Consider the following 19773-nt stretch of genomic DNA (forward strand, 5'->3'; position numbering starts at 1 on the left):
GTAAAGTGGTTGCACTGAAATGTTTTTAAAGCAGTACAGATACTGTGAGAGTGCTTAAAACACTCTTCTTGTGTAACAAAAAACTATTTTATTTGTTAGTAAGTGTTACAACAGGAAGATAAAAAAGAACGCGGGTTTTGTGTTATTGAGCTGTTATGTTTATGGTTACATAAACTAGTAAAATAATGTTTGGATAACATAATATAATTAAATAGCACCTTAAATGTGTTAATTTATGACTGTCTTGGTGTATTAATAAGAATAAGCTCATAAAAGTTACGAAAGGGTAGCGATTAAATAAGTTTAAAACTAAAATTATTTTAATCTAAATTTATGAGATGACTCTATTTCTACATTCGGACTTATAGAAAATAGCTAACTTTTAGCTTACACTAGGTTTCTTGGACATCATTATAATAGCGAAGAAAAGTACTGGTAAGGTAACCATATGTTTTTAAAAAATAAATTTCATGTTGCATCTTTGCTTATAGCAGGTACGGCTCTTCTTTCTGGCTGTACATTTGGCTCAGACACATACAATACAGCAACACCGAATACCCCAAGTAAACAAACCGTAACAGCAAATACCGCCCCTGCTGCTGAGCAACCATCAGCAAGTGCGACCCAAGCTGATGATTCTTATCCAGAATCACAAAAAGTTTTAAATAGCGCTATTAATCGTACACCAATAGCGTCAACAACTTATGGACAAAGTGGCGCTGATCAACAAACATTTGCTCACCTAAATACGTGTGTTAAGGAATTAAACGCACTAAAAACACTTTCGCCAAAGGATTACAACCGTTTAGTAGGTTCATTCAAAGAGGTTAGTGAAATCAATCGTCTCTACAGAGAAGTTGAAGGCACTGCTAGCCCTGACACAATTGAATTACTGCAAATGGCGATTGAATCTAAAACGAAAGTACTCTGTGCAAAAGTTCGCTATAACTCAGTATTGTCTACCGAATCAACATTGAAGAAAATTAGTGGATTATGAGAATAAACCTTAGGCTTTGTGTGTCGCTGGCACTTGTTACGACATTTTTTAGTCATGCTCCAAAAGCAGACAAATTTAATAGCGTTATTGATGATTTTGACACTTACCTCCAATTGGAAAGCGAAGGCAAAGTAAAAGAGCAAAAACAACAACAACAGCCAGTTAATACACAAGCTCAAGGTTACGATATTTTCTCTTCACTCTCGACAGTGCCTGCGCCGAAGGAAAAACAAAAGTCTGCGGCAGCGAATAAAGGAACCAAAGGGAAAACTACGGGTAAAAGAAAGTCTGGCGTAGCATCGGCAAGCCAAGTTGATTCGGCTAAAGTGACGCCAACAGAACCAGAAAAAACGATTTTTTCTGATGTCTGTGCGGTGACAACAGATAACGCGTCTGCGCCAATTTTACTCTCCTCCTATCCATACTTTTTTCAAAGTAACCAATGGAGCCCTGAATATTTAGCAAGGGACTTTGCTAAATATCAGTTAGTTCTCGATCCTCTTGGGTTGTATTCTTCTAAATTTGCCAGACCCTCAGGAATAGATACCTCAGCCTATCTTGAACAACTTGCAAAATTAATTGAACGCCAGCAGCTAACCAATTTGTATAAATTTGGTATTGCACAAGGTGTAGGACAACTTATTTCGTATAACAATTTGTTAAATGATGAACAACTTGTCGCTGAGCTAATTAACCACAATAAGAGTATCGCGCAATTAACACAGACAATTGCAGAAAAAGAATTTGAAATTAATCAGCTTAATGACGATGTTAAACAAAATAAAAATCAAATTGCGCAATTACAAGCACTATTAAATTCATCTTCAGATGATCAATCGTTAATTGATACGCTAAATCGTAAACTGGCAGAAGCGGAAAAAACGATTGAACAGAAACAGAATAATTTAACGCAGCTTAGCCAAGAGAATCAGCAAACCCAAGAAACGATTGCTCAACTTGAAAAACAATTAAATGAAAGTGCAATTGAACAATCTAAAATCAAACAACAACTTGCTGAGAAAGAGGAGCTGTATGCCTCTGCAAATTTAAAAATTGAGCAGTTAACGGCAGATATTGCAAAATTAGAGCTGGATGCTAAAAACCAATTACAGCTTGCAGGAAATTCAGATGAGCAAGTGAAATTAGTGACCAATGAACTTTTGCAGCAAAAAGAATTACTCAAACAAAAAGAAATTGAACTAAATACTGCAAAAAATGAAAAAGATGTTGCCCAGTCGGCTTTGAGTGCTCAACAAGCAGACGCCAAACAATTAGAGCAGCAAAATCAACAATTGTTAGCTCAGTTAGCAGAGAAAGAACAGCTAGCGGAAAAAATCCAGGCTTCTTTAACTGAAAAAACAGCACAAGCAGAGCAAAAAGTTGTATTAGAGAAAGCGTTAAAAGAGTCACAAACAGCACAAAATGCGCTGATGGCCCAGTTAGCTTCAAGTGAAAAACAGCAGGCTGAGCTACAAGCGAAACTAAGCCAAAATGAACAAAATTATGCCACTGCACAGGCTCAGTTGAAGCAAGCCGATGCGGATTTACAGCAGTTACGTAAAGATGTTGAAAAGCAAACGGCATTGCTAAATCAAGCCAGTGATGCACAAGTGAAAGCAATAACGGCTGATTTAAATAAACAGATAGCGTTGCTGAAACAAAAAGAAGATGGATTGAAAAAAGCGCAAGCAGATAGCGAATCAACCCGTGATGCGCTGGCCAAACAGCAAGCTGCAGCCAAAGAGCTTGAGCAGAAAAATCAGCAATTAGCCGCGCAACTAACAGAAAAATCGCAACAGGCCGATAAAATTCAAGCTGCATTAGCTGAACAAACGGCGAAGGTTGCGGATAAAGCCGCGTTAGAAACTGAATTAGCGGCAGCGAAGAAACAGTTAGCTGAACATGAATCACTGCAAAATACGCTGGCGAAACAGCTGGCAAGCAGTGAAAAACAGCAGGCTGAGCTGCAAGCCAAACTAAGCCAAAATGAACAAAATTTTACAACGGCTAAAGGGCAGTTGGACAAAGCTAATGCAGACTTGCTAAAACTGCAAAAAGACGTTGAAAAACAAACTGCATTAATGGAGCAAGCGAACGATAAACAAATCAAAGCATTAACGCTTGATCTTAATAAGCAAGTTGCGCGACTTCAAGAGAAAGAAGCCGATTTGAAAAAAGCCCAAGTAGAAAGCCAATCAACCCGTGATGCGCTCGCCAAACAGCAAGCTGCAGCCAAAGAGCTTGAGCAAAAAAACCAACAATTAGCCGCACAATTGAGTGAAAAAGCTCAGCAAGCAGATAAAATTCAAGCATTATTGTCTGCTCAAACAGTTAAAGCGGAAGGCAAAGTTAGCTTGGCAAGTGAGTTAGCATTGGCGCAAAAACAATTGGTTGAACACCAAAATGCACAGAATGCGTTAGCTAAACAAGTGGCTGATAGTGAAAAACAGCAGGCTGAGTTGCAAGCCAAATTAAGCCAAAATGAACAAAATTATGTTGCTGCACAAGAGCAATTAAACAAAGCTAACTTAGAGCTTAAAACGTTAAAAGCGAATATAGAAACCAAAACTGCATTAATGAACCAAGCTACGGATCAGCAAATTAAAGCATTAACTGTCGATTTAAATAAACAAATTGCATTGTTAAAGCAAAAAGAAGATGGCTTGAAGAAAGCAGAGACAGATAGCCGTTTAGCGAAAGAGGCATTGACGAAGCAACAAGTAACATCGAAAGAATTAGAGCAAAAAAATCAGCAACTTTCGGCTCAATTGAAAGACAAAACACAGCAAGCAGATAAAATCCAAGCGTCACTCGTTGAGCAATCGGCTAAAGTTGCTCAAAAAATTACGCTAGAATCTGAGCTTACACTGGCTAAACAGCAATTAGAAGAGCATCAAGCAGCTCAAAATACGCTTTCTAAACAATATACAGAAAGCCAGAAACAGCTGCAGAAACTTCAGGCCACATTGACTGAAAATGAGCAAAATTATGCGTCGGCTCAGAAGCAGCTGGCTCAGGCTAATGATAACTTGCAAAAACTGCAAAAAGACGTTGAAAAACAAACGGCATTAATTGGTCAAGCAAGTGACCAGCAAGTAAAAGAATTAACGGCAGATTTGAATAAGCAGTTAGCGTTGTTGAAGCAAAAAGAAGATGCTTTGGGTAAACTTGATTCAGAGAAAAAAGCGATTCAAGATGCACTTATGGCACAAGAAAGTGAAAGAAAAAAACTCGAATTACAAAATTCACAATTTGCAAAACAAACAAAAGAACAAGAATCGCAAATTAGCAAGCTTGAAAATGAAATAGCGGCTAAGGCTAAAAAACAAGCAGAGGTTGAGTCACAACTGGCTGATGCAAATAAACAAATTAGTGCTTTGAAATTAGATACTCAAAAATTGGATTCTGCAACCAAAGCACAAAAAGAATTAGCTTCTGCGCAAGAGCAATTGAAAAAACTACAGGCTGAGTTAGAGAAGCAAAAATCATTCTCAAGTGATGAGGTACTTAAATCACAAATTATGGATTTAAATCGTCGTATAACTTTGTTGCAAGACGAAAATAATGCGTTAAAAGCGAAAGGTAACACTGGCTCGAACGCAGGGCTAGCAGGACGCGTGCCACCAAGTAAAGATATCAAGGTCGTTGCCGCAGAAAATGCTAAGAAAAATCAGAAGATAATTCAATATATTACGGCACAAAAATACAGTAAGCTGGATAATAATACATACTATAAAATTATTCAGCGTGGTACGCCGATTAACGATGTTAAAAAGAAAGACATCACATTTATTATGAGAGAGCAGTTAACCGATGGAACGGTTACTGTCATGTATACGGATAAAAACCCTGTGACGCTGCCTTATAATGAATTACCGACGCCATTAAATTCGTTTGTTGAACGTGCAGGGGAAGGCGGGATGGTGAAAGTTTATATTAAGCCAGAAGGTGGTTATGGGGTAGAGGGAGTTCCAGGTGAAATACCACCAAACTCTATGTCTATCATTGACTTGAAGATCATGAAAGTCAAATAACCAAAGAATTCGTTTAGGTTTTTGAAAGGGTGATTTGTCATTCAGGCAAATTGCCTTTTTTTATGGCGAGTAATTGGAGATGAAAAATAGTTAAAAGTGAAATAAAAGAAGGGACTTTGGGTTGCCTTTCTGCCAGATTATAGTTAAATCATAAATTTCTATAACTGACAGGGCATGTGTCTATATTCGGTTTTATTGAGTAATTAAGAGGTTATTCTTGATTTACTCGGGGTGTAACCAAATCGCTTTCGATAACTCTGTGTGAAATAAGATTGGCTAGAGAAGCCTGCTTCCATTGAAACTTCAACAATGCTCATTGATGTATTTACCAATAATTGGTGTGCATACATAATTCGTTTTTCACTGATCCATGAACGGGGTGATGTTGCATAAACGGTATTAAATAGTTCCTTAAATGTTGTTAAACCCATTCCAAATGTACGAGCGAATTCACTTAACTTCCATTCCTTCAAATAATTATTTTCCATGAATAATTGCAATCGTTGGGCTTGACGGTTACTTAATTGCTTAAAGTTAGAAAGTAAAATAGCACCTTGCTCACTGTAGGATAATAACAGCAATAATTCGCTTATTCGTAATGATACGATAGCTTCAGGATAATCGTGGTCAATGATTGCATTTAAGCTATTTTTAATGTCTTTAATTAATGGAAATGAGGTAAACTTGATGACATCAGATGATGTATCTTCAAATCGCTCGATCTCAGTCAGTTGTGAACCGTGTAGAGTAATAAACTCACGTAGAAAGTCATCGTTTAAACCTACCCAGAGTAACTGACAATCTGTTGTTAAATCAGCAGACTGAAATGAGTAAGAGCCTTGTTTATGGTATAAAATATCACCTTCATTTAAAGTTTGTACATTGGCAGGGGTTTCCAGTAATAGTGTTCCTTTTTCTACAATAATGACGCCTTTGGATGTTAAATCGATAATGGTATGTGCTACCTCGTTATCAATAGTCATTTTTTTTATAAGGGTCTGATTTAAATTGCTTTTAACTTGCATTATAGCCACCTAAGTAATCGTATTCATACTATTTAAATATCACTATCAAAATTAAATATCAAAAAAAGAAATGACTTTGATATAAAAAATCGACATTACCTGTATGGTTGAAATTATATAAATCGATTATTTATGTGTCATTTTGTTATTTTAAATATAAATAAATGTTTCAAAATATAGTTTTTCCGAATCAATTGGCATTATAGATCGGATTTACAAATGCTATTAAGCTTGTTATTTTATAATATTCTATAGTTACGGGTAACATATGGTTTGTTATTCTGATTTTAACATTCTGTCTGGTTGTAAATTTTTTGTTGTTTTTTACCCTTTAATCGTGTTTTTTTTCTATTTTTGTATAGGATCATCATTTTTCGTGTAGTAATCGGTTTTATTGCCATGACAATAATTGATTAAACACTCGTAAAAAATATTATTTATAAGTAATTTTTATGTATTTATTAATTGTTTAATTGAGTTATTTATTTAATTTGTCGTCATGATTAGTTATTTTTATTTAAATGGCATTTAATTGCATGATAATGAGATATATGTCTCTATTTTCAATTGATAGGTGGTGTTAATGGTTTTAATAGGTAATCTAAATATAGATTTTGGTAATTAGTTATTTTGGGTTACTATTTTTTATAAGGGCATATTTCAGTCATAAATAGTCAGTGTTAAGGTGATGGATTCCAGTATTTCTCATTTTTATGTTTACGCATAAAAGGTGTTTTTGCAGAAAAACATAAATATATCAGTTGGATATTGATAATTTCTTAATGGTGAGAGTATATTGAAAGAATAAGACTATCTTATGTAAATAAGCATAAAAAATGTAGCTTACGCTTATGTGGATTATGCTGTAATATTTCTGCCCTTAAGTTAATTCTACTTATTTATGTCTTGGTTCTGCGCTACGCGCTTATTAACTTTAGCTGGAAGTTTGGGCACTGGCTTACGGTCATCAAGTAGGTGTCGAATTGCGAGTATTGGATGGTGTAACAGCATTTTAGGGCCAGCCCAGCGCATCACTGCCTTCATTTGTTCTCGCATTTTCGGTTGGTAGCAATGAATAGGGCATTGTTTGCAGGCAGGCTTTGCTTCCCCATAACGACATTTCTCTAAGCGATTAACGGCATAAGTGAAAAGCTTTTGATAATAATCTGGTATGTCATTGGGGGCTGAGTGTGCTTTCTCATAGATGTTGATCATTTTTTCAATCGTTTTAATTTCCCGATTTATTCGTTTACCAACCATGATTGCCTCTGCTTAAAATAAAACATGCATTTAATATACATTTTAATAGTTTCAATAGAAAGCTTATGAGAGCTTAACGATGGATTTTTTGATAGAGTTCAATAAATTTGGGGATAATGAAAAAGAGGGCTAACCAGTGGGCCACCCTCTTTTACTGAAACCACTTGGATATTCAATAAAAAGATAAACTCATCGAGCCTATCTTTAATAGGTTACAGACTAGATTGCATTATTTTTTGCATTTCATCTTTAAGATGTAATTTTTCTTTTTTTAGTTTGGCTACGTGCTCGTTATAACCAGCGCCAGATGGGCCTTCGAGTTTACTGATTTCTTTATCGAGTCGATGATGCTTTTCATATAACGTTTGAAAACGGGGATGTGTGGATACTAATTTTGAAACTAAATCTTGATCTGCTGATAACATACTACCTCCTCAGAATGTATTAAGCCTCAAATTTAGTATAATCAGTGCGCATATTTTGTGCATTAAATTAGCGGGTAATTTACATAATTTTTATCATTTTTATGATCCTTATACTAAAATTAAGTACTATTACGTCTATCTACTGTGAAAAACCTATATTTTTGTAATTAAGAATCATCTATAGTGATAATTACAGTGTAATTGACTTACTATGTAGTGGAACTTAGAGTTTTTAATTGATTTTCTCTTTTGAAATAGGAATAAATGATGAAAAAAGCGATTTTATCTGTAATGGCAGCGGCACTTGTCTCATCTTGTGCAGTAGCAACGGAGGACTTGGAAAAGATCGCACCATATCCAAAAGCAGAATCAGGTATGACTCGTCATGTGATTCAACTTGCAAACCAGCAAAATGAAAATAACTTTATGGTTGAGCTGGTCATTGGTAAAACAATTAAAGCAGATTGTAACCATCAGTGGTTTATGGGGGATCTTGATAAGAAAACCTTAGAGGGCTGGGGTTACGACTACTATAAATTGGATGAAATTAAAGGGCCTGCATCAACAATGATGGCCTGTACTAAGCCAGCTGAAGATCGTTTTATCACAACTCAATTAGGTGATGATGCGTTTGTTCGTTATAACAGCAAGCTCCCTATTGTTGTTTATGCGCCTGCAGATATGGATGTTAAATATCGTATTTGGTCAACAGACGATAAGCTAATTGATTCCACCAAAAAATAAATAAAAAATGCCGCTAATTGAAGGTGACCCCCATAAATTTGCGGCATTTTTTTATCTATTATTTTAGCGGATCACAAAGACCGATGTTTTTGCATGACGAACAATAGCTGACGCTGTTGAACCTAATAAATAAGTTGAGGTACTTGGATGGTGTGAGCCCACCATGATTAAATCCGCATCAATCTCTTGTGCGTAATCTAAGATTTCATCTTTCGCTGAGCCAATGCTGACTTTGCAATTAATCTGAGCATCTGGCACTTTTATGTCTTTAATTATTTCTTCCAGTGCACGCATCGCTAAAACAGAGCGTTCCGCAGAGTTTTTTTGACTCTCGGGCAATGCGGCGATTTCAATACCAAAAAATAATTCAACACTCGGAATGACGGATAAAAAATGAATTTCAGGTGCCCCCAACATGGCTAAGGCTTCAACGTGTTTTATGATGTCCTGATTCAGCTCATCTTCTAGTAAATCAATAGGAACTAGAATTTTTTTATACATAGCCACCTCATTCATATGTTATTTGAAATCGATTATAGCAATTCACTATTTATATACTATAAGTTAAATAAGATAGAAGAAATGCTATTAAGTGCGCATTTATCGCTATTTTAAATAATGAACGCATTTGTAATCAAAAATAAAGAATAACCATTTTCATCCAAGCTAACTGGTTACAAATTATCATGAGACATTTAACATTTAATGTGCGAGTATTGGCAGAGTATTTATTTAACTTATTGATTTAAAAAGTTTATTTAAATGATAATTATTTTGTTTTTCATTAAAGAAATGATGGTATGAATAAAAATGAAGCGGTAGGGCAGCCAAGCAAGGAATTTGTCGTTCAGCAGGCTAAATTTAAGGCGGCGAAAAAAAGCACATTGATTAGTGTGTTGGTCAATACGCTGCTATCTATTTGGCAGATCATTATTGGTATTTTTTCTCACTCGTCAGGTTTAATCGCTGATGGGATCCACACATTATCCGATTTAATCGCGGATTTTGTTGTTCTGATCGCCAATAAAAAGAGCCACAAAAAACCAGATGAAGACCACCCTTATGGACATTTTCGTTATGAAAATGGGGCATCATTGATTTTGGGGATTATTTTATTGATTGTTGGAGTGGGAATGGTGTGGTCTGCCATTGAAAAGCTACTCAATCCTGATTTGATCCCTGAAGTTCATATGATTGCATTAGTGGCAGCGTTGGTTGCATTAGTCGCAAAAGAGGGATTATTCCGTTATATGTTGTATGTAGCAAAGAAAGTGAATTCCAGCATGTTAGTTGCAAATGCATGGCACGCACGTTCTGATGCTGCATCTTCTTTGGTTGTGGCTATTGGTATTGTGGGTAATTTATGTGGACTGCGTATTTTTGATCCACTTGCTGCAATGATTGTGGGGACATTTGTTTTCAGAATGGGTTTTAAATTTACCAATCAATCTATGCAAGATTTAATGGATAAAGGCGCTGATGAGGAGACACTACAAGAAATCCGCGATGTACTAGATAGCATCGACGAATTATCGGGTTATCATGATTTAAAAACCCGCAAATCAGGGGATTTTTTATTAGTTGATGTGCATTTAGAGCTTGATGGAAATATGAGTATTACACAAGGGCATGATATTGCTGTTAATACACGTAAAAAACTCATGGAAAACCCACAAATTTTAGATGTGATGACTCACTTAGACCCTTACGACAAACACATCAAGCATTAATAAAATGGTTACCAATATGTTTTCAAAATAACCGAATTTTGTGTCTTATTCGGTTATTTTTTTGTCACATTAAAACAATATCAGCCAATAAGTTATTGCACTCAATAGGCAACCAGTGGAAAATCAACTTGTTGTTGCAGGATGGAACAATTTTTTTGTTCACGCGGAAGGGGCGGTTGAGCAAATGTTAATATTTTACCCCTTCAGCTGAATAGATTACTGTCGAATATTGAGGGAAAAATGCGGTTTACTCAAGAACAGCGTCACGCTATCCGATCGCCAAAAGTTATTGCACTGACTAATCAAAATGGAATGAAAGTTTTACTCACAAGTTTAGGCGCCAGCTGGGTTAGCTGTATATTGCCTTTACCAAGTGGGAAGCGAGATGTGGTTTTAGGGTCACCCAACATGGCGAAGCAGATGGAGCAGGGTGTTTATCTCGGTGCGACCATCGGGCGAGTTGCAAACCGCATTTGTGGCTCACGATTTACGTTAAATGGCCATCAATATACTGTTTCCAATAATCAAGATATCCACTGTTTACATGGTGGAAAAAGCAATTTTAGCTATCGAATTTGGGGGATCATTCAGCCTAGTCCATCTAAAGCAGTTTTTTCTTTAGTTTCGCCTGCGGGGGATCAAGGCTTTCCAGGGACATTATTGGTTGAGGTTAGCTATGAACTAACTGAAGATAATCAAGTGGTTATTGATTATAAATACCAATCAACAGAAGATTGTCCAGTGAACCTGACGAATCACACCTATTTTAACCTTGCGGGGGAAGATTCAGCTCGAACCGTATTTGAGCATGACTTGCAGATAGCGGCTGATACATTTTTACCGACAACCGCGGAAGGGCTGCCAACAGGGGAGTGGCGGGATGTCACTGATACGAACTTTGATTTTCGAGCGAGCAAACGCATTGGCCGAGATTTTTTACAAGATGATGTACAAGCGGCGGTTGGTGGGTATGACCATACGTTCATCTTTAATAGCGGTATGGCGGATGGGCTGCAAACGGTGGCAACATTAGGTGCGCCTGATGGTGATGTACAGATGAAAATTAGCACAACAATGCCTGCGATGCAGCTTTATAGTGGTAATCAGTTGTTTGCTATTGCAGGAAAAAGCCAAATTTATACCGCATATTCAGGGGTGGCTTTAGAAACACAGTTTCCACCTGATGCGGTCAATCACCCTGAATGGGGGGATCTATATACGGGTATTGCTGAATCACAGCGGATTTATTCCAGTCAAACCCGCTATCAATTTATTTTTTAATTTATTGATGCTAAAAAATAGCAACGCCGCAATATCGCAATATATAGCGGCGTTTTGTCATTATTAAAGGCGGGGCGAGCTTAAATCACAAATAAATCCATATATTCATTTACGGACATTTTTTCTAACATGGGTTTATCGAGTGATGCTTGAAGAATACGCAGCTGCTGCGCTTCAGGAAACTGCCTTGCCAAGTTAATTCTAAATTTCTTCAATAACAACGGCATCCCTTCTTTACGGCGGCGTTTATGGCCTACAGGGTATTCAATCACCACTTCATCCAACACGTGACCATCATTTAGCGTAATGGTTAATCCATTAGAAATTGAACGTTTATCTGGGTCATGGTAGTCGGCGGTAAATTGCGTGTCTTCATGGCAATGTATTTTGGCACGAAGCGCATCAATACGGCTATCTTGCGCAATGTTATCTTCATAGTCAGCGGCGGTGAGTCGACCAAAAATTAGTGGCACAGCCACCATGTATTGTATGCAATGGTCACGGTCAGCAGGGTTATTGAGTGGGCCTTTCTTATCAATAATGCGAATACAGGCTTCATGGGTGCGAATTGTAATTGATGCAATATCATCGGCACTTTTACCCATTGCGGCTAATGTTCTATGTAATTGTAATGCAGCTTCGACGGCGGTTTGAGAGTGAAACTCAGCGGGGAAAGCGATTTTAAACAATACGTTTTCCATAACATAGGAATCATAAGGGCGTTGGAAGCGAAGCGGCTGCCCCTTAAATAAAACGTCATAAAACCCCCATGTTTTGGCAGTCAATGCCGTTGGGTAGCCCATTTCGCCTTTTTGCGCCATCAATGCGAGCCTAACTGCACGGGAGGTTGCATCTCCTGCTGCCCATGATTTTCTTGAACCTGTATTCGGCGCATGGCGGTAAGTACGTAAGCTGTGGCCATCAATCCACGCTAGGGAAATAGCATTGAGGATCTGTTCGCGGTTTAAACCTAACATTTGTGAGACAACAGCTGTTGAGGCGACTTTGACTAAAATAACATGGTCGAGCCCGACTTTGTTAAAGGCATTTTCAAGGGCGATGCACCCTTGAATTTCGTGTGCTTTAATCATAGCCGTTAATACATCTTTAATGATTAACGGTTTTTTGCCTTTAGCTAGATTTTCCCTCGATAACCAATCGGCGGTAGCAAGGATGCCACCTAAGTTATCTGAAGGGTGGCCCCATTCAGCGGCGAGCCAAGTATCATTAAAATCAAGCCAGCGGCACATTGTGCCAATATTAAAAGCACCTTGAACAGGGTCTAATTGAAATTGGGTGCCAGGAATTTTAGTGCCATTGGGAACAATTGTTCCTGGTACTATTGGGCCTAACAGTTTTTTACAGGCCGGGTATTCTAACGATTCCATGCCGCAGCCTAGCGTATCGAGCAGGCAATGATAGGCGGTATCGTAAGCTAGTTCAGAAACAATTGGGTAATCCATTACATAATCAACAATGTCACTGATAACTTTATCAAATTCAATTTTTTGAGAACTCACGGTTTGTGTTGTCATTATTTTACCTTTATTAACGCTGTTCTATTGGAGTGAATAATTGATTTTCTGGCCCAATATAATTGGCCGATGGACGAATAATTTTATTGTCTTGTCTTTGTTCGAGAATATGGGCAGACCAACCTGTAGTCCGCGCCATGACAAATAGCGGGGTAAACATGGCGGTTGGTACCCCCATTAAGTGATAGGCCACTGCAGAGAACCAATCCAAATTTGGAAACATGCCTTTTTCACGTTTCATTACCGTTTCGATACGGTCAGCAACGCTGTATAAATGGCGATTCAAATTTTGTTCTGAAAGCTGCAATGCCACGGATTTAATGATGGGATGGCGTGGATCAGCAAGGGTGTACACTGGGTGGCCAAAGCCAATAATGACTTCTTTATTATGAATACGAGCCGTGATATCTCGTTCGGCTTCATCCATTGAGGCATAGCGCTGCTGGATTTCTAATGAAACCTCATTTGCGCCGCCATGTTTTGGCCCTCGTAAGGCGGCTATTGCGCCTGTTATTGCTGAATAAAAATCGGTACCTGTGCCTGCAATGACGCGAGCGGCAAATGTTGAGGCATTAAACTCATGTTCTGCATATAAAATTGCGGCAATATGCATGAATTTTTCCCATTGAGCTGGCGGTTTTTTGCCATGCAACAAATGCAAAAAATGGGCACCTATTGAGTCGTCATCGGTTTGCGTTTCGATACGACGACCATGGTGACTAAAGTGATACCAGTACAGTAACATTGAGCCTAATGAGGCTAACAATCGGTCAGCAATGTCTCTGGCACCTGAAAATGGGTGTGAATCTTTTTCGGGGAGTACACAGCCCATCATCGAAACCCCTGTTCGTAAGACATCCATAGGGTGTGCATTTGCGGGAACAGATTCTAAAGTTTGTTTCACACTTGCAGGTAGCCCGCGATAGGTTTGTAGTTTTGCTTTATAGGCGATGAGCTCAGTTTGTGTGGGGAGCTTATCGTGTATCAGTAAGTGTGCAACTTCTTCGAATTCGCATTGAGTGGCTAAGTCATGAATATCAAAACCACGATAGTGCAGATCATTCCCGTTACGTCCTACGGTACAAAGTGCAGTATTTCCCGCTGGAACACCTGAAAGTGCCACCGATTTTTTGGGCTTAAATTGTGGTGATACGGTGTTACTAAGTTGTTCATTCATCGTAATTTCCTTGTAAGGGATAGAGGAGACTCAACTTGGTGCCGCCTGTGTGTCTATGGTTTTTTTTGTGAAAATAGGGCATCCAGTTTTTGTTCGTAATCGTAGTAATGAATGCTTTGGTAAAGTTCATCACGTGTTTGCATCAAAGGAATAACGTTTTTCTGTGTGCCTTCATGGCGTATTGCAGTGTAGACCTGTTCTGCGGCTTTATTCATCGCACGAAAAGCTGACAGCGGATAGAGTGCGATAGCGATACCGACACTACGAAGCTCATCTAACGTAAACAATGGGGTTTGGCCAAATTCTGTAAGATTAGCAAGAACAGGTGCGGGGGTGTTTTGGGTAAATTGTTGGTACATAGACAGTTCAGTAATAGCCTCAGGGAATAACATGTCTGCACCTGCATCGAGATAGGCTTGAGCTCGTTCAAGTGCAGCATCTAGGCCTTCGACGGCGAGTGCATCTGTGCGAGCCATAATCACAAAACTATCATCAGTACGGGCATCTACCGCGGCTTTGATTCTATCTACCATTTCTTGTGTTGAGACAATCTCTTTATTAGGTCGGTGACCACAGCGTTTCGCACCGACTTGGTCTTCAAGGTGTAATCCCGCCGCACCTGCTTTGCAAAATGACTTGACGGTGCGAGCGACATTAAAAGCTGAAGGGCCAAAGCCAATATCGGCATCAACCATCAGGGGTAAATCACAGACATCAGTAATGCGACGAATATCAATTAACACATCCTCTAGAGTGGAGATCCCTAAGTCAGGCATACCTAATGATCCTGCCGCGACGCCACCACCAGATAAATAAATCGCTTTATAGCCTGCTTGTTGGGCAAGAAGGGCATGATTGGCATTAATCGTCCCAACTAACTGAAGGGGGGATTCTTGAGCGACAGCATCGCGGAATTTTTGTCCAGCAGGAATAGATGTCATAGAAGCCTCTTAATTGTTAATAAATTGTTTTTATTTAAGGTCACTATAATCATATAGCAATTGGCATGCCAACTAGCCTAAAGGTGGGTTATTTGAAATAAATCTTTATAAATTAATTGGTTGGGTGTTGTGTGGGTTTGTGATAAAGAAAACAAATTTCTAATCTGTGATTAGCATGTTTCATTGAAACGCGCTATTGTTAATTGAAACATTTTTTGAAACATAACTGTGAGGGAGTGAAATAGATGGAAAAACCGATTATTTGGACAGTGTCTGTTTCACGGCTATATACACTTTTTCGCGATATAAGCCCCGAATTTAGTGAACAAGCAGACATTACACCGTTAAATCTGGGATTTGAACAGGCGGCGGAAGAGGTACGAGAGAGGCTAAAGCAAGGGCATTGTGATGCTATCATTAGTGCTGGCTCAAACGGTGCTTACCTCAAAAGTCATGTTTCTGTGCCTGTTATCATCGTTAATATCAACGGATTTGACGTAATGCAAGCACTTGCGAAGGGGCGAGAAATCAGTGATAAGATTGGTATTATTAATTATAAAAATACCATTCCATCATTAACCGATTTTCAGCAACGTTTTGCATTGCAAATTGAACAACGTAGCTATGTTACCGCCGAAGATGCACGAGAACAACTTAAGGCTTTGAAATCGATGGGGATTTCAGTGGTTGTCGGCGCTGGGTTGATTATGGACTTAGCGGATGAAATGGGAATGACAGGCATTTTTGTCTATTCAACTCAAACCATACGGCAGGCATTTTCCGATGCTATTGAGTTAAGCCGAATGTCTCACCGTAATCGCCATTCATCAGATAAATATCTACCAGTTACCCCGCCAAAAGTCCGCCATACAATCAATGATTTAATTGGTTCATCATTGTCAATGGAACGGGTAAGACAGACGATTATGTTATATGCACGCTCAGAGGCTACTGTACTGATCCAAGGCGAAAGTGGAACAGGGAAAGAAATGGTGGCACAAGCGATTCACCATGAATTTACATTATTTAATCAGCACAAACGCAGTAAGCAGCAAATGCCTTTTGTCGCGGTTAATTGTGGCGCGATTCCTGAAACATTATTAGAAGCTGAATTATTTGGTTATGAAGAGGGGGCATTTACAGGGTCACGGCGTGGGGGAAGAGCAGGGTTGTTTGAACTAGCTCATGGTGGCACATTATTTTTAGATGAAATTGGCGAAATGCCATTAGCGTTGCAAACGCGACTTTTGCGGGTGCTGGAAGAGCGCTCTGTGGTACGGATTGGTGGTTATAAACCTTTGCAAGTCAATGTGCGTGTGATTTGTGCGACCCATTGCCATTTAGATGATTGGGTGAAAAATGGGCATTTTCGTGCTGACCTATTCTACCGTTTAGGGGTACTTCGGATGCAAGTACCTGCGCTTAATGAGCGAGGTGAAGACATTCTTTTTCTCGCACAGAGGCTTTTAAAATTGGCTTTTGCTGGTTTGGTTTTACCGCTCCCTGCGTTTCGGGTACAGCAGCTTTTAAGCTGTCGTCATTTTTTTCTAAATTATGCATGGCCAGGAAATGTGCGTGAGCTGCGAAACTTAATGGAGCGGGTTGCACTTTATTGTAGTGCATACCCTGAAAAGGCCATTACTGAAGAGATGCTGATCAGTTTATCTCCCGAACGCCAGTGGATAGTAAATGACAATGATGTTGTTATTGATAGAGGTAAGGAATCACTTACTGACATAATGGCAAGGTTTAATGGTGATCGTAAAGCGGTAGCTCAGTACCTAGGGATTAGCAGAACAACACTTTGGCGCCGCCTTTCTGCATTAGAAAAATGCTAGTTGGTAAACTATGCGGAAAGAAATTATTAAACCGTATGTTCTATTAAGTATTTTTGACTAAAAACGAAATGAATTAAATAGGGCATTATAGAAGTATAAATTAAGTTACTTTCATTTCTCTTGCCAGCAAAAAAGGTATTTTGCATTGGGCGTGATAGCAAGATTAAATAATAAATAAATTATTTTACCATTGAGTACTTTTATGGCCTTTTCCATTTGGCTTAAGTTGTGTCAATCTGTAACAAAAAAAGAAAAGTGATTGTTTTTTTATCGGTATGAATTTAAAGGGTTTTGTTTGTTTTAATGGTCGATATTGATTTAAATTCTCTTTCGGAAAAAACGTGATTTTTCTCACATAAATTATTTTACTAGTCACCATTAGATTTTCTCATTTTAACTTACCGATTTAACGTTCTATATTGCGCTCAAATCAGTCTTATTTTTATATTTTACTCCTGCACTAATCGCCGAAATGTGTTCCTTTTTTGAGATCACAGCCTTGTCGTATTCTACGATGTAGTTGCAGCGCATATTATTTATTTTTATTTGTTGGAGAGTGGGGCGTGAATCAGTCCACTACTATCATGCGCAAACGCGATAATGCATTCGTTCCTGTTGCAGGGTTAACGATTTTTGCTATTGCATCGGGTTATTTAATGAGCTTAATCCCATTATCTATGGGGAGCTTCGGAATTGATACGCAGTACGCAGGTTGGTTAGCAAGTGCCTACTACATTGGCTTATTAATTGGTTCAATGCTAATTGAGCCCGTGATTGCCAAAATTGGTCATCGCCTCGCTTTTATTGGTTTTTTATTAATGCTAGCCGCAACGGTTGTGGTTTTGCCATGGGCACCTTCGATTGAAGCTTGGCTTCCAAACCGTTTAATTGCAGGTATCGCGGTTGCGGGTATCTTTGTGGTGGTTGAATCCTGGCTGCTGATTGGTGACAGCCCGAAAGAGCGAGCTAAGCGATTAAGCTTTTATATGACGTCATTATATGGCGGGACAACGTTAGGGCAACTCGCGATTGGCGTTATCGGAACCCAAGGTGCTTATCCTTTTATGGTTGTATTGGGCTTATTGTTATTAGCTGTAATGCCCCCATTATTCGTTCGCCAAGGGCAACCAGATAGCGGGTCACACCAAAAATTATCGCTGAAAAAAATTGCACGATTAAGTAAACCTGCAATTATTGGGTGTATGGTTTCAGGTATCACTATGGGTACGATTTATGGGTTGATGCCTTTATCGTTGAAGAAAGAACAATTCACGACTGACCAAGTTGGGGTTTTGATGGCTTCAATTATTTTGGGTGGTATGTTGATCCAGCCTGTTGTCAGTAAGTTGTCAATTTTGATGAGCAAAACCTTGTTATTAGCGATGGTTTCCTTATTAGGGGTATTCGCGATGGGGGTTATTTATATTTCTAGCGACTACTTAGTGATGATTGTTGCATTAGCGTTGTTAGGAATGTCTTCATTTGCGTTATACCCGGTTGCGATTACTTTAGCGTGTGATAACTTGGATTCATCCTATATTGTTGCTGCAACACAAGTGATGTTATTTAGTTATAGCATTGGTTCAGCAATGGGCCCAATCGCGGCGGGCGCATTATTAAGTCAGCATAATGGGTTAGTGGATTTCTTCTTTATTGTGTTGCTCGTGACGGCAATTTATATGTTAATAGCCAGCTTGCGTCGTAAAGCGAGTGTGCTGGCGAATTAACTGTTTAAGTTAATATGGTTTATAAAGGCTCTGTGAATTCACAGGGCCTTTTTTCTATTCGTTACTTTTTCTTATTCACGGAGATAGTTGATAAGGCACCTTCGAGAGGCGCATAGCCCGCAGATTGGGTAATGCGTTGTTCCCAATGCTCCCCTAATTTAAAGTCCCACGACAATGGTGATATTTCTGTTCTACCTGCATTAGGGGCAAACGTGAGTTCACTAAAATACAAGGTGTTTTCATCAGACATCAAAAAGTCTGCACGGCAATAATCGAATGGTGTGACGAGAATTTCAGCCAAGCGTAGCATTTCTTTAAAGAGAGGTGGCTCAGATACTGGCTCTAACATATTTGGATAGCCAAAAGTGACGGGTTGCAATTGCCAGTTAATATCATAGATATTGATAAACTCTTCACCTGACTCATCAGTATAATCGATTTCTGCATAGACAGGCTTACCTGAAAAACAATGTATACGGCAAGTTTCAGGAACGAGTTTTCTATTTTTATTGGCGAATAAGTCAATATATTTTTCACAAATAATTTGTGGTGAAATATTTTTATAATGACGTTCGCGAGTAATGTAATAAAGATTTTTGAATAAATGAAATGACAATTTATCTTTGGCATGTTGCCAATCAAATTTTTCTTTGTTTCGGCAAATTACACTGCTGCCGCTATCATGATTACATTTGAGGACAAATTGTTCAGGAAGTGTATCGATATTAATTTCATCTACATGACGATAGGTGGCTAAGATAGGAACTAAATACTCATCGCCAATGGTTCGACTGATGTAGTTCCTGACGGCTAGTTTATCAGCAAGCTGTGTATACAGTGGGTTTTTATCACGCAGCATTCTAAAATTCACCTTTTCATTGAAGCTTTTAGGTGTTTTAAAATCAGGGCGATAATTTAGTTTTTTTGCAAATTTATTAGTAAGATAAAGCTTATCACTAATAATAAATGTGCGTAGTTTTTTTATAATGTACTCTGCTTTTTTCATGCGAGTGTCAACCATTCTATAAAATGTAGTGTGTAAATTAGAAATATTATTTT

General features: G+C 38.5%; 15 protein-coding genes. 7 read left to right on the forward strand and 8 right to left on the reverse strand.

Annotation, left to right across the window (positions count from 1 at the left end):
* The first annotated feature begins 448 nt into the window (after positions 1 to 448).
* Positions 449 to 997 carry a hypothetical protein gene (locus tag PR808_RS08910; protein ID WP_272539132.1) on the forward strand — a complete coding sequence of 183 codons (549 nt, stop codon included), beginning with the start codon at positions 449 to 451 and terminating at the stop codon, positions 995 to 997.
* 20 nt (positions 998 to 1017) lie between these two features.
* The gene (locus PR808_RS08915; RefSeq protein ID WP_272539133.1) at positions 1018 to 5031 is read left to right on the forward strand and encodes a hypothetical protein; all 4014 of its coding nucleotides are present in this window, start codon (positions 1018 to 1020) and stop codon (positions 5029 to 5031) included.
* A 203-nt stretch (positions 5032 to 5234) separates the two neighbouring features.
* On the opposite strand, the gene PR808_RS08920 is transcribed toward PR808_RS08915, so the two are convergent.
* From PR808_RS08920 to PR808_RS08930, 3 genes are all read right to left on the reverse strand, one after another.
* On the reverse strand, positions 5235 to 6056 hold the full coding sequence (locus PR808_RS08920; protein ID WP_272539134.1) for a helix-turn-helix domain-containing protein: 822 nt from the start codon (positions 6054 to 6056) through the stop codon (positions 5235 to 5237).
* Between the two features lie 891 nt (positions 6057 to 6947).
* Positions 6948 to 7316, reverse strand: coding sequence for a nitrous oxide-stimulated promoter family protein (locus PR808_RS08925; protein WP_272539135.1), 369 nt, complete (start codon positions 7314 to 7316; stop codon positions 6948 to 6950).
* Positions 7317 to 7528: 212 nt separating this feature from the next.
* Positions 7529 to 7741 carry a DUF465 domain-containing protein gene (locus PR808_RS08930; protein ID WP_206082636.1) on the reverse strand — a complete coding sequence of 71 codons (213 nt, stop codon included), beginning with the start codon at positions 7739 to 7741 and terminating at the stop codon, positions 7529 to 7531.
* Positions 7742 to 8008: 267 nt separating this feature from the next.
* Between PR808_RS08930 and eco the strand changes: the two genes are divergently transcribed.
* The gene (gene eco, locus PR808_RS08935; protein ID WP_206082635.1) at positions 8009 to 8485 is read left to right on the forward strand and encodes a serine protease inhibitor ecotin; all 477 of its coding nucleotides are present in this window, start codon (positions 8009 to 8011) and stop codon (positions 8483 to 8485) included.
* Positions 8486 to 8548: 63 nt separating this feature from the next.
* Here the strand turns inward: eco and PR808_RS08940 are convergent, their stop codons facing one another.
* Positions 8549 to 8986: a universal stress protein gene (locus tag PR808_RS08940; protein WP_206082634.1), complete on the reverse strand. Its 438-nt coding sequence runs from the start codon at positions 8984 to 8986 to the stop codon at positions 8549 to 8551.
* A gap of 299 nt (positions 8987 to 9285) precedes the next feature.
* On the opposite strand from PR808_RS08940, the gene PR808_RS08945 reads away from it, so the two are divergent.
* On the forward strand, positions 9286 to 10215 hold the full coding sequence (locus tag PR808_RS08945; RefSeq protein ID WP_206082633.1) for a cation diffusion facilitator family transporter: 930 nt from the start codon (positions 9286 to 9288) through the stop codon (positions 10213 to 10215).
* Between the two features lie 240 nt (positions 10216 to 10455).
* Positions 10456 to 11496, forward strand: coding sequence for a galactose-1-epimerase (locus tag PR808_RS08950; protein WP_206082632.1), 1041 nt, complete (start codon positions 10456 to 10458; stop codon positions 11494 to 11496).
* Positions 11497 to 11576: 80 nt separating this feature from the next.
* On the opposite strand, the gene PR808_RS08955 is transcribed toward PR808_RS08950, so the two are convergent.
* The 3 genes from PR808_RS08955 to prpB are packed head-to-tail and all read right to left on the reverse strand — an operon-like array spanning position 11577 to position 15149.
* A complete protein-coding gene (locus tag PR808_RS08955) occupies positions 11577 to 13031 on the reverse strand; it encodes a bifunctional 2-methylcitrate dehydratase/aconitate hydratase (RefSeq protein ID WP_272539136.1) in 1455 nt (484 codons plus the stop codon).
* A gap of 13 nt (positions 13032 to 13044) precedes the next feature.
* Positions 13045 to 14208 (reverse strand): bifunctional 2-methylcitrate synthase/citrate synthase, encoded by a 1164-nt coding sequence (gene prpC / locus PR808_RS08960; RefSeq protein WP_272539137.1) that lies wholly within the window; start codon positions 14206 to 14208, stop codon positions 13045 to 13047.
* A 53-nt stretch (positions 14209 to 14261) separates the two neighbouring features.
* Positions 14262 to 15149: a methylisocitrate lyase gene (prpB, locus tag PR808_RS08965; RefSeq protein ID WP_206082629.1), complete on the reverse strand. Its 888-nt coding sequence runs from the start codon at positions 15147 to 15149 to the stop codon at positions 14262 to 14264.
* A 245-nt stretch (positions 15150 to 15394) separates the two neighbouring features.
* Here prpB and prpR point away from each other — a divergent pair, with 245 nt between their 5' ends.
* A complete protein-coding gene (prpR, locus tag PR808_RS08970; protein WP_272539138.1) occupies positions 15395 to 16987 on the forward strand; it encodes a propionate catabolism operon regulatory protein PrpR in 1593 nt (530 codons plus the stop codon).
* A 584-nt stretch (positions 16988 to 17571) separates the two neighbouring features.
* On the forward strand, positions 17572 to 18714 hold the full coding sequence (locus tag PR808_RS08975) for an MFS transporter (protein WP_206083018.1): 1143 nt from the start codon (positions 17572 to 17574) through the stop codon (positions 18712 to 18714).
* A gap of 61 nt (positions 18715 to 18775) precedes the next feature.
* On the opposite strand, the gene PR808_RS08980 is transcribed toward PR808_RS08975, so the two are convergent.
* Positions 18776 to 19720: an ATP-grasp fold amidoligase family protein gene (locus PR808_RS08980; protein ID WP_272539139.1), complete on the reverse strand. Its 945-nt coding sequence runs from the start codon at positions 19718 to 19720 to the stop codon at positions 18776 to 18778.
* Positions 19721 to 19773: the final 53 nt, after the last annotated feature.

This window comes from Providencia sp. PROV197 (assembly GCF_028479625.1).
Taxonomy (GTDB): domain Bacteria; phylum Pseudomonadota; class Gammaproteobacteria; order Enterobacterales; family Enterobacteriaceae; genus Providencia; species Providencia vermicola.

Bases quoted from the DNA above. Each gene is read 5' to 3' on its own strand.
- prpB (WP_206082629.1), bottom strand. From the start codon at position 15,149: ATGACATCTATTCCTGCTGGACAAAAATTCCGCGATGCTGTCGCTCAA.
- eco (WP_206082635.1), top strand. From the start codon at position 8,009: ATGAAAAAAGCGATTTTATCTGTAATGGCAGCGGCACTTGTCTCATCT.
- PR808_RS08925 (WP_272539135.1), bottom strand. From the start codon at position 7,316: ATGGTTGGTAAACGAATAAATCGGGAAATTAAAACGATTGAAAAAATG.
- PR808_RS08930 (WP_206082636.1), bottom strand. From the start codon at position 7,741: ATGTTATCAGCAGATCAAGATTTAGTTTCAAAATTAGTATCCACACAT.
- PR808_RS08955 (WP_272539136.1), bottom strand. From the start codon at position 13,031: ATGACAACACAAACCGTGAGTTCTCAAAAAATTGAATTTGATAAAGTT.
- prpC (WP_272539137.1), bottom strand. From the start codon at position 14,208: ATGAATGAACAACTTAGTAACACCGTATCACCACAATTTAAGCCCAAA.
- PR808_RS08920 (WP_272539134.1), bottom strand. From the start codon at position 6,056: ATGCAAGTTAAAAGCAATTTAAATCAGACCCTTATAAAAAAAATGACT.
- PR808_RS08945 (WP_206082633.1), top strand. From the start codon at position 9,286: ATGAATAAAAATGAAGCGGTAGGGCAGCCAAGCAAGGAATTTGTCGTT.
- PR808_RS08940 (WP_206082634.1), bottom strand. From the start codon at position 8,986: ATGTATAAAAAAATTCTAGTTCCTATTGATTTACTAGAAGATGAGCTG.
- PR808_RS08980 (WP_272539139.1), bottom strand. From the start codon at position 19,720: ATGAAAAAAGCAGAGTACATTATAAAAAAACTACGCACATTTATTATT.
- prpR (WP_272539138.1), top strand. From the start codon at position 15,395: ATGGAAAAACCGATTATTTGGACAGTGTCTGTTTCACGGCTATATACA.
- PR808_RS08975 (WP_206083018.1), top strand. From the start codon at position 17,572: ATGCGCAAACGCGATAATGCATTCGTTCCTGTTGCAGGGTTAACGATT.
- PR808_RS08910 (WP_272539132.1), top strand. From the start codon at position 449: ATGTTTTTAAAAAATAAATTTCATGTTGCATCTTTGCTTATAGCAGGT.
- PR808_RS08950 (WP_206082632.1), top strand. From the start codon at position 10,456: ATGCGGTTTACTCAAGAACAGCGTCACGCTATCCGATCGCCAAAAGTT.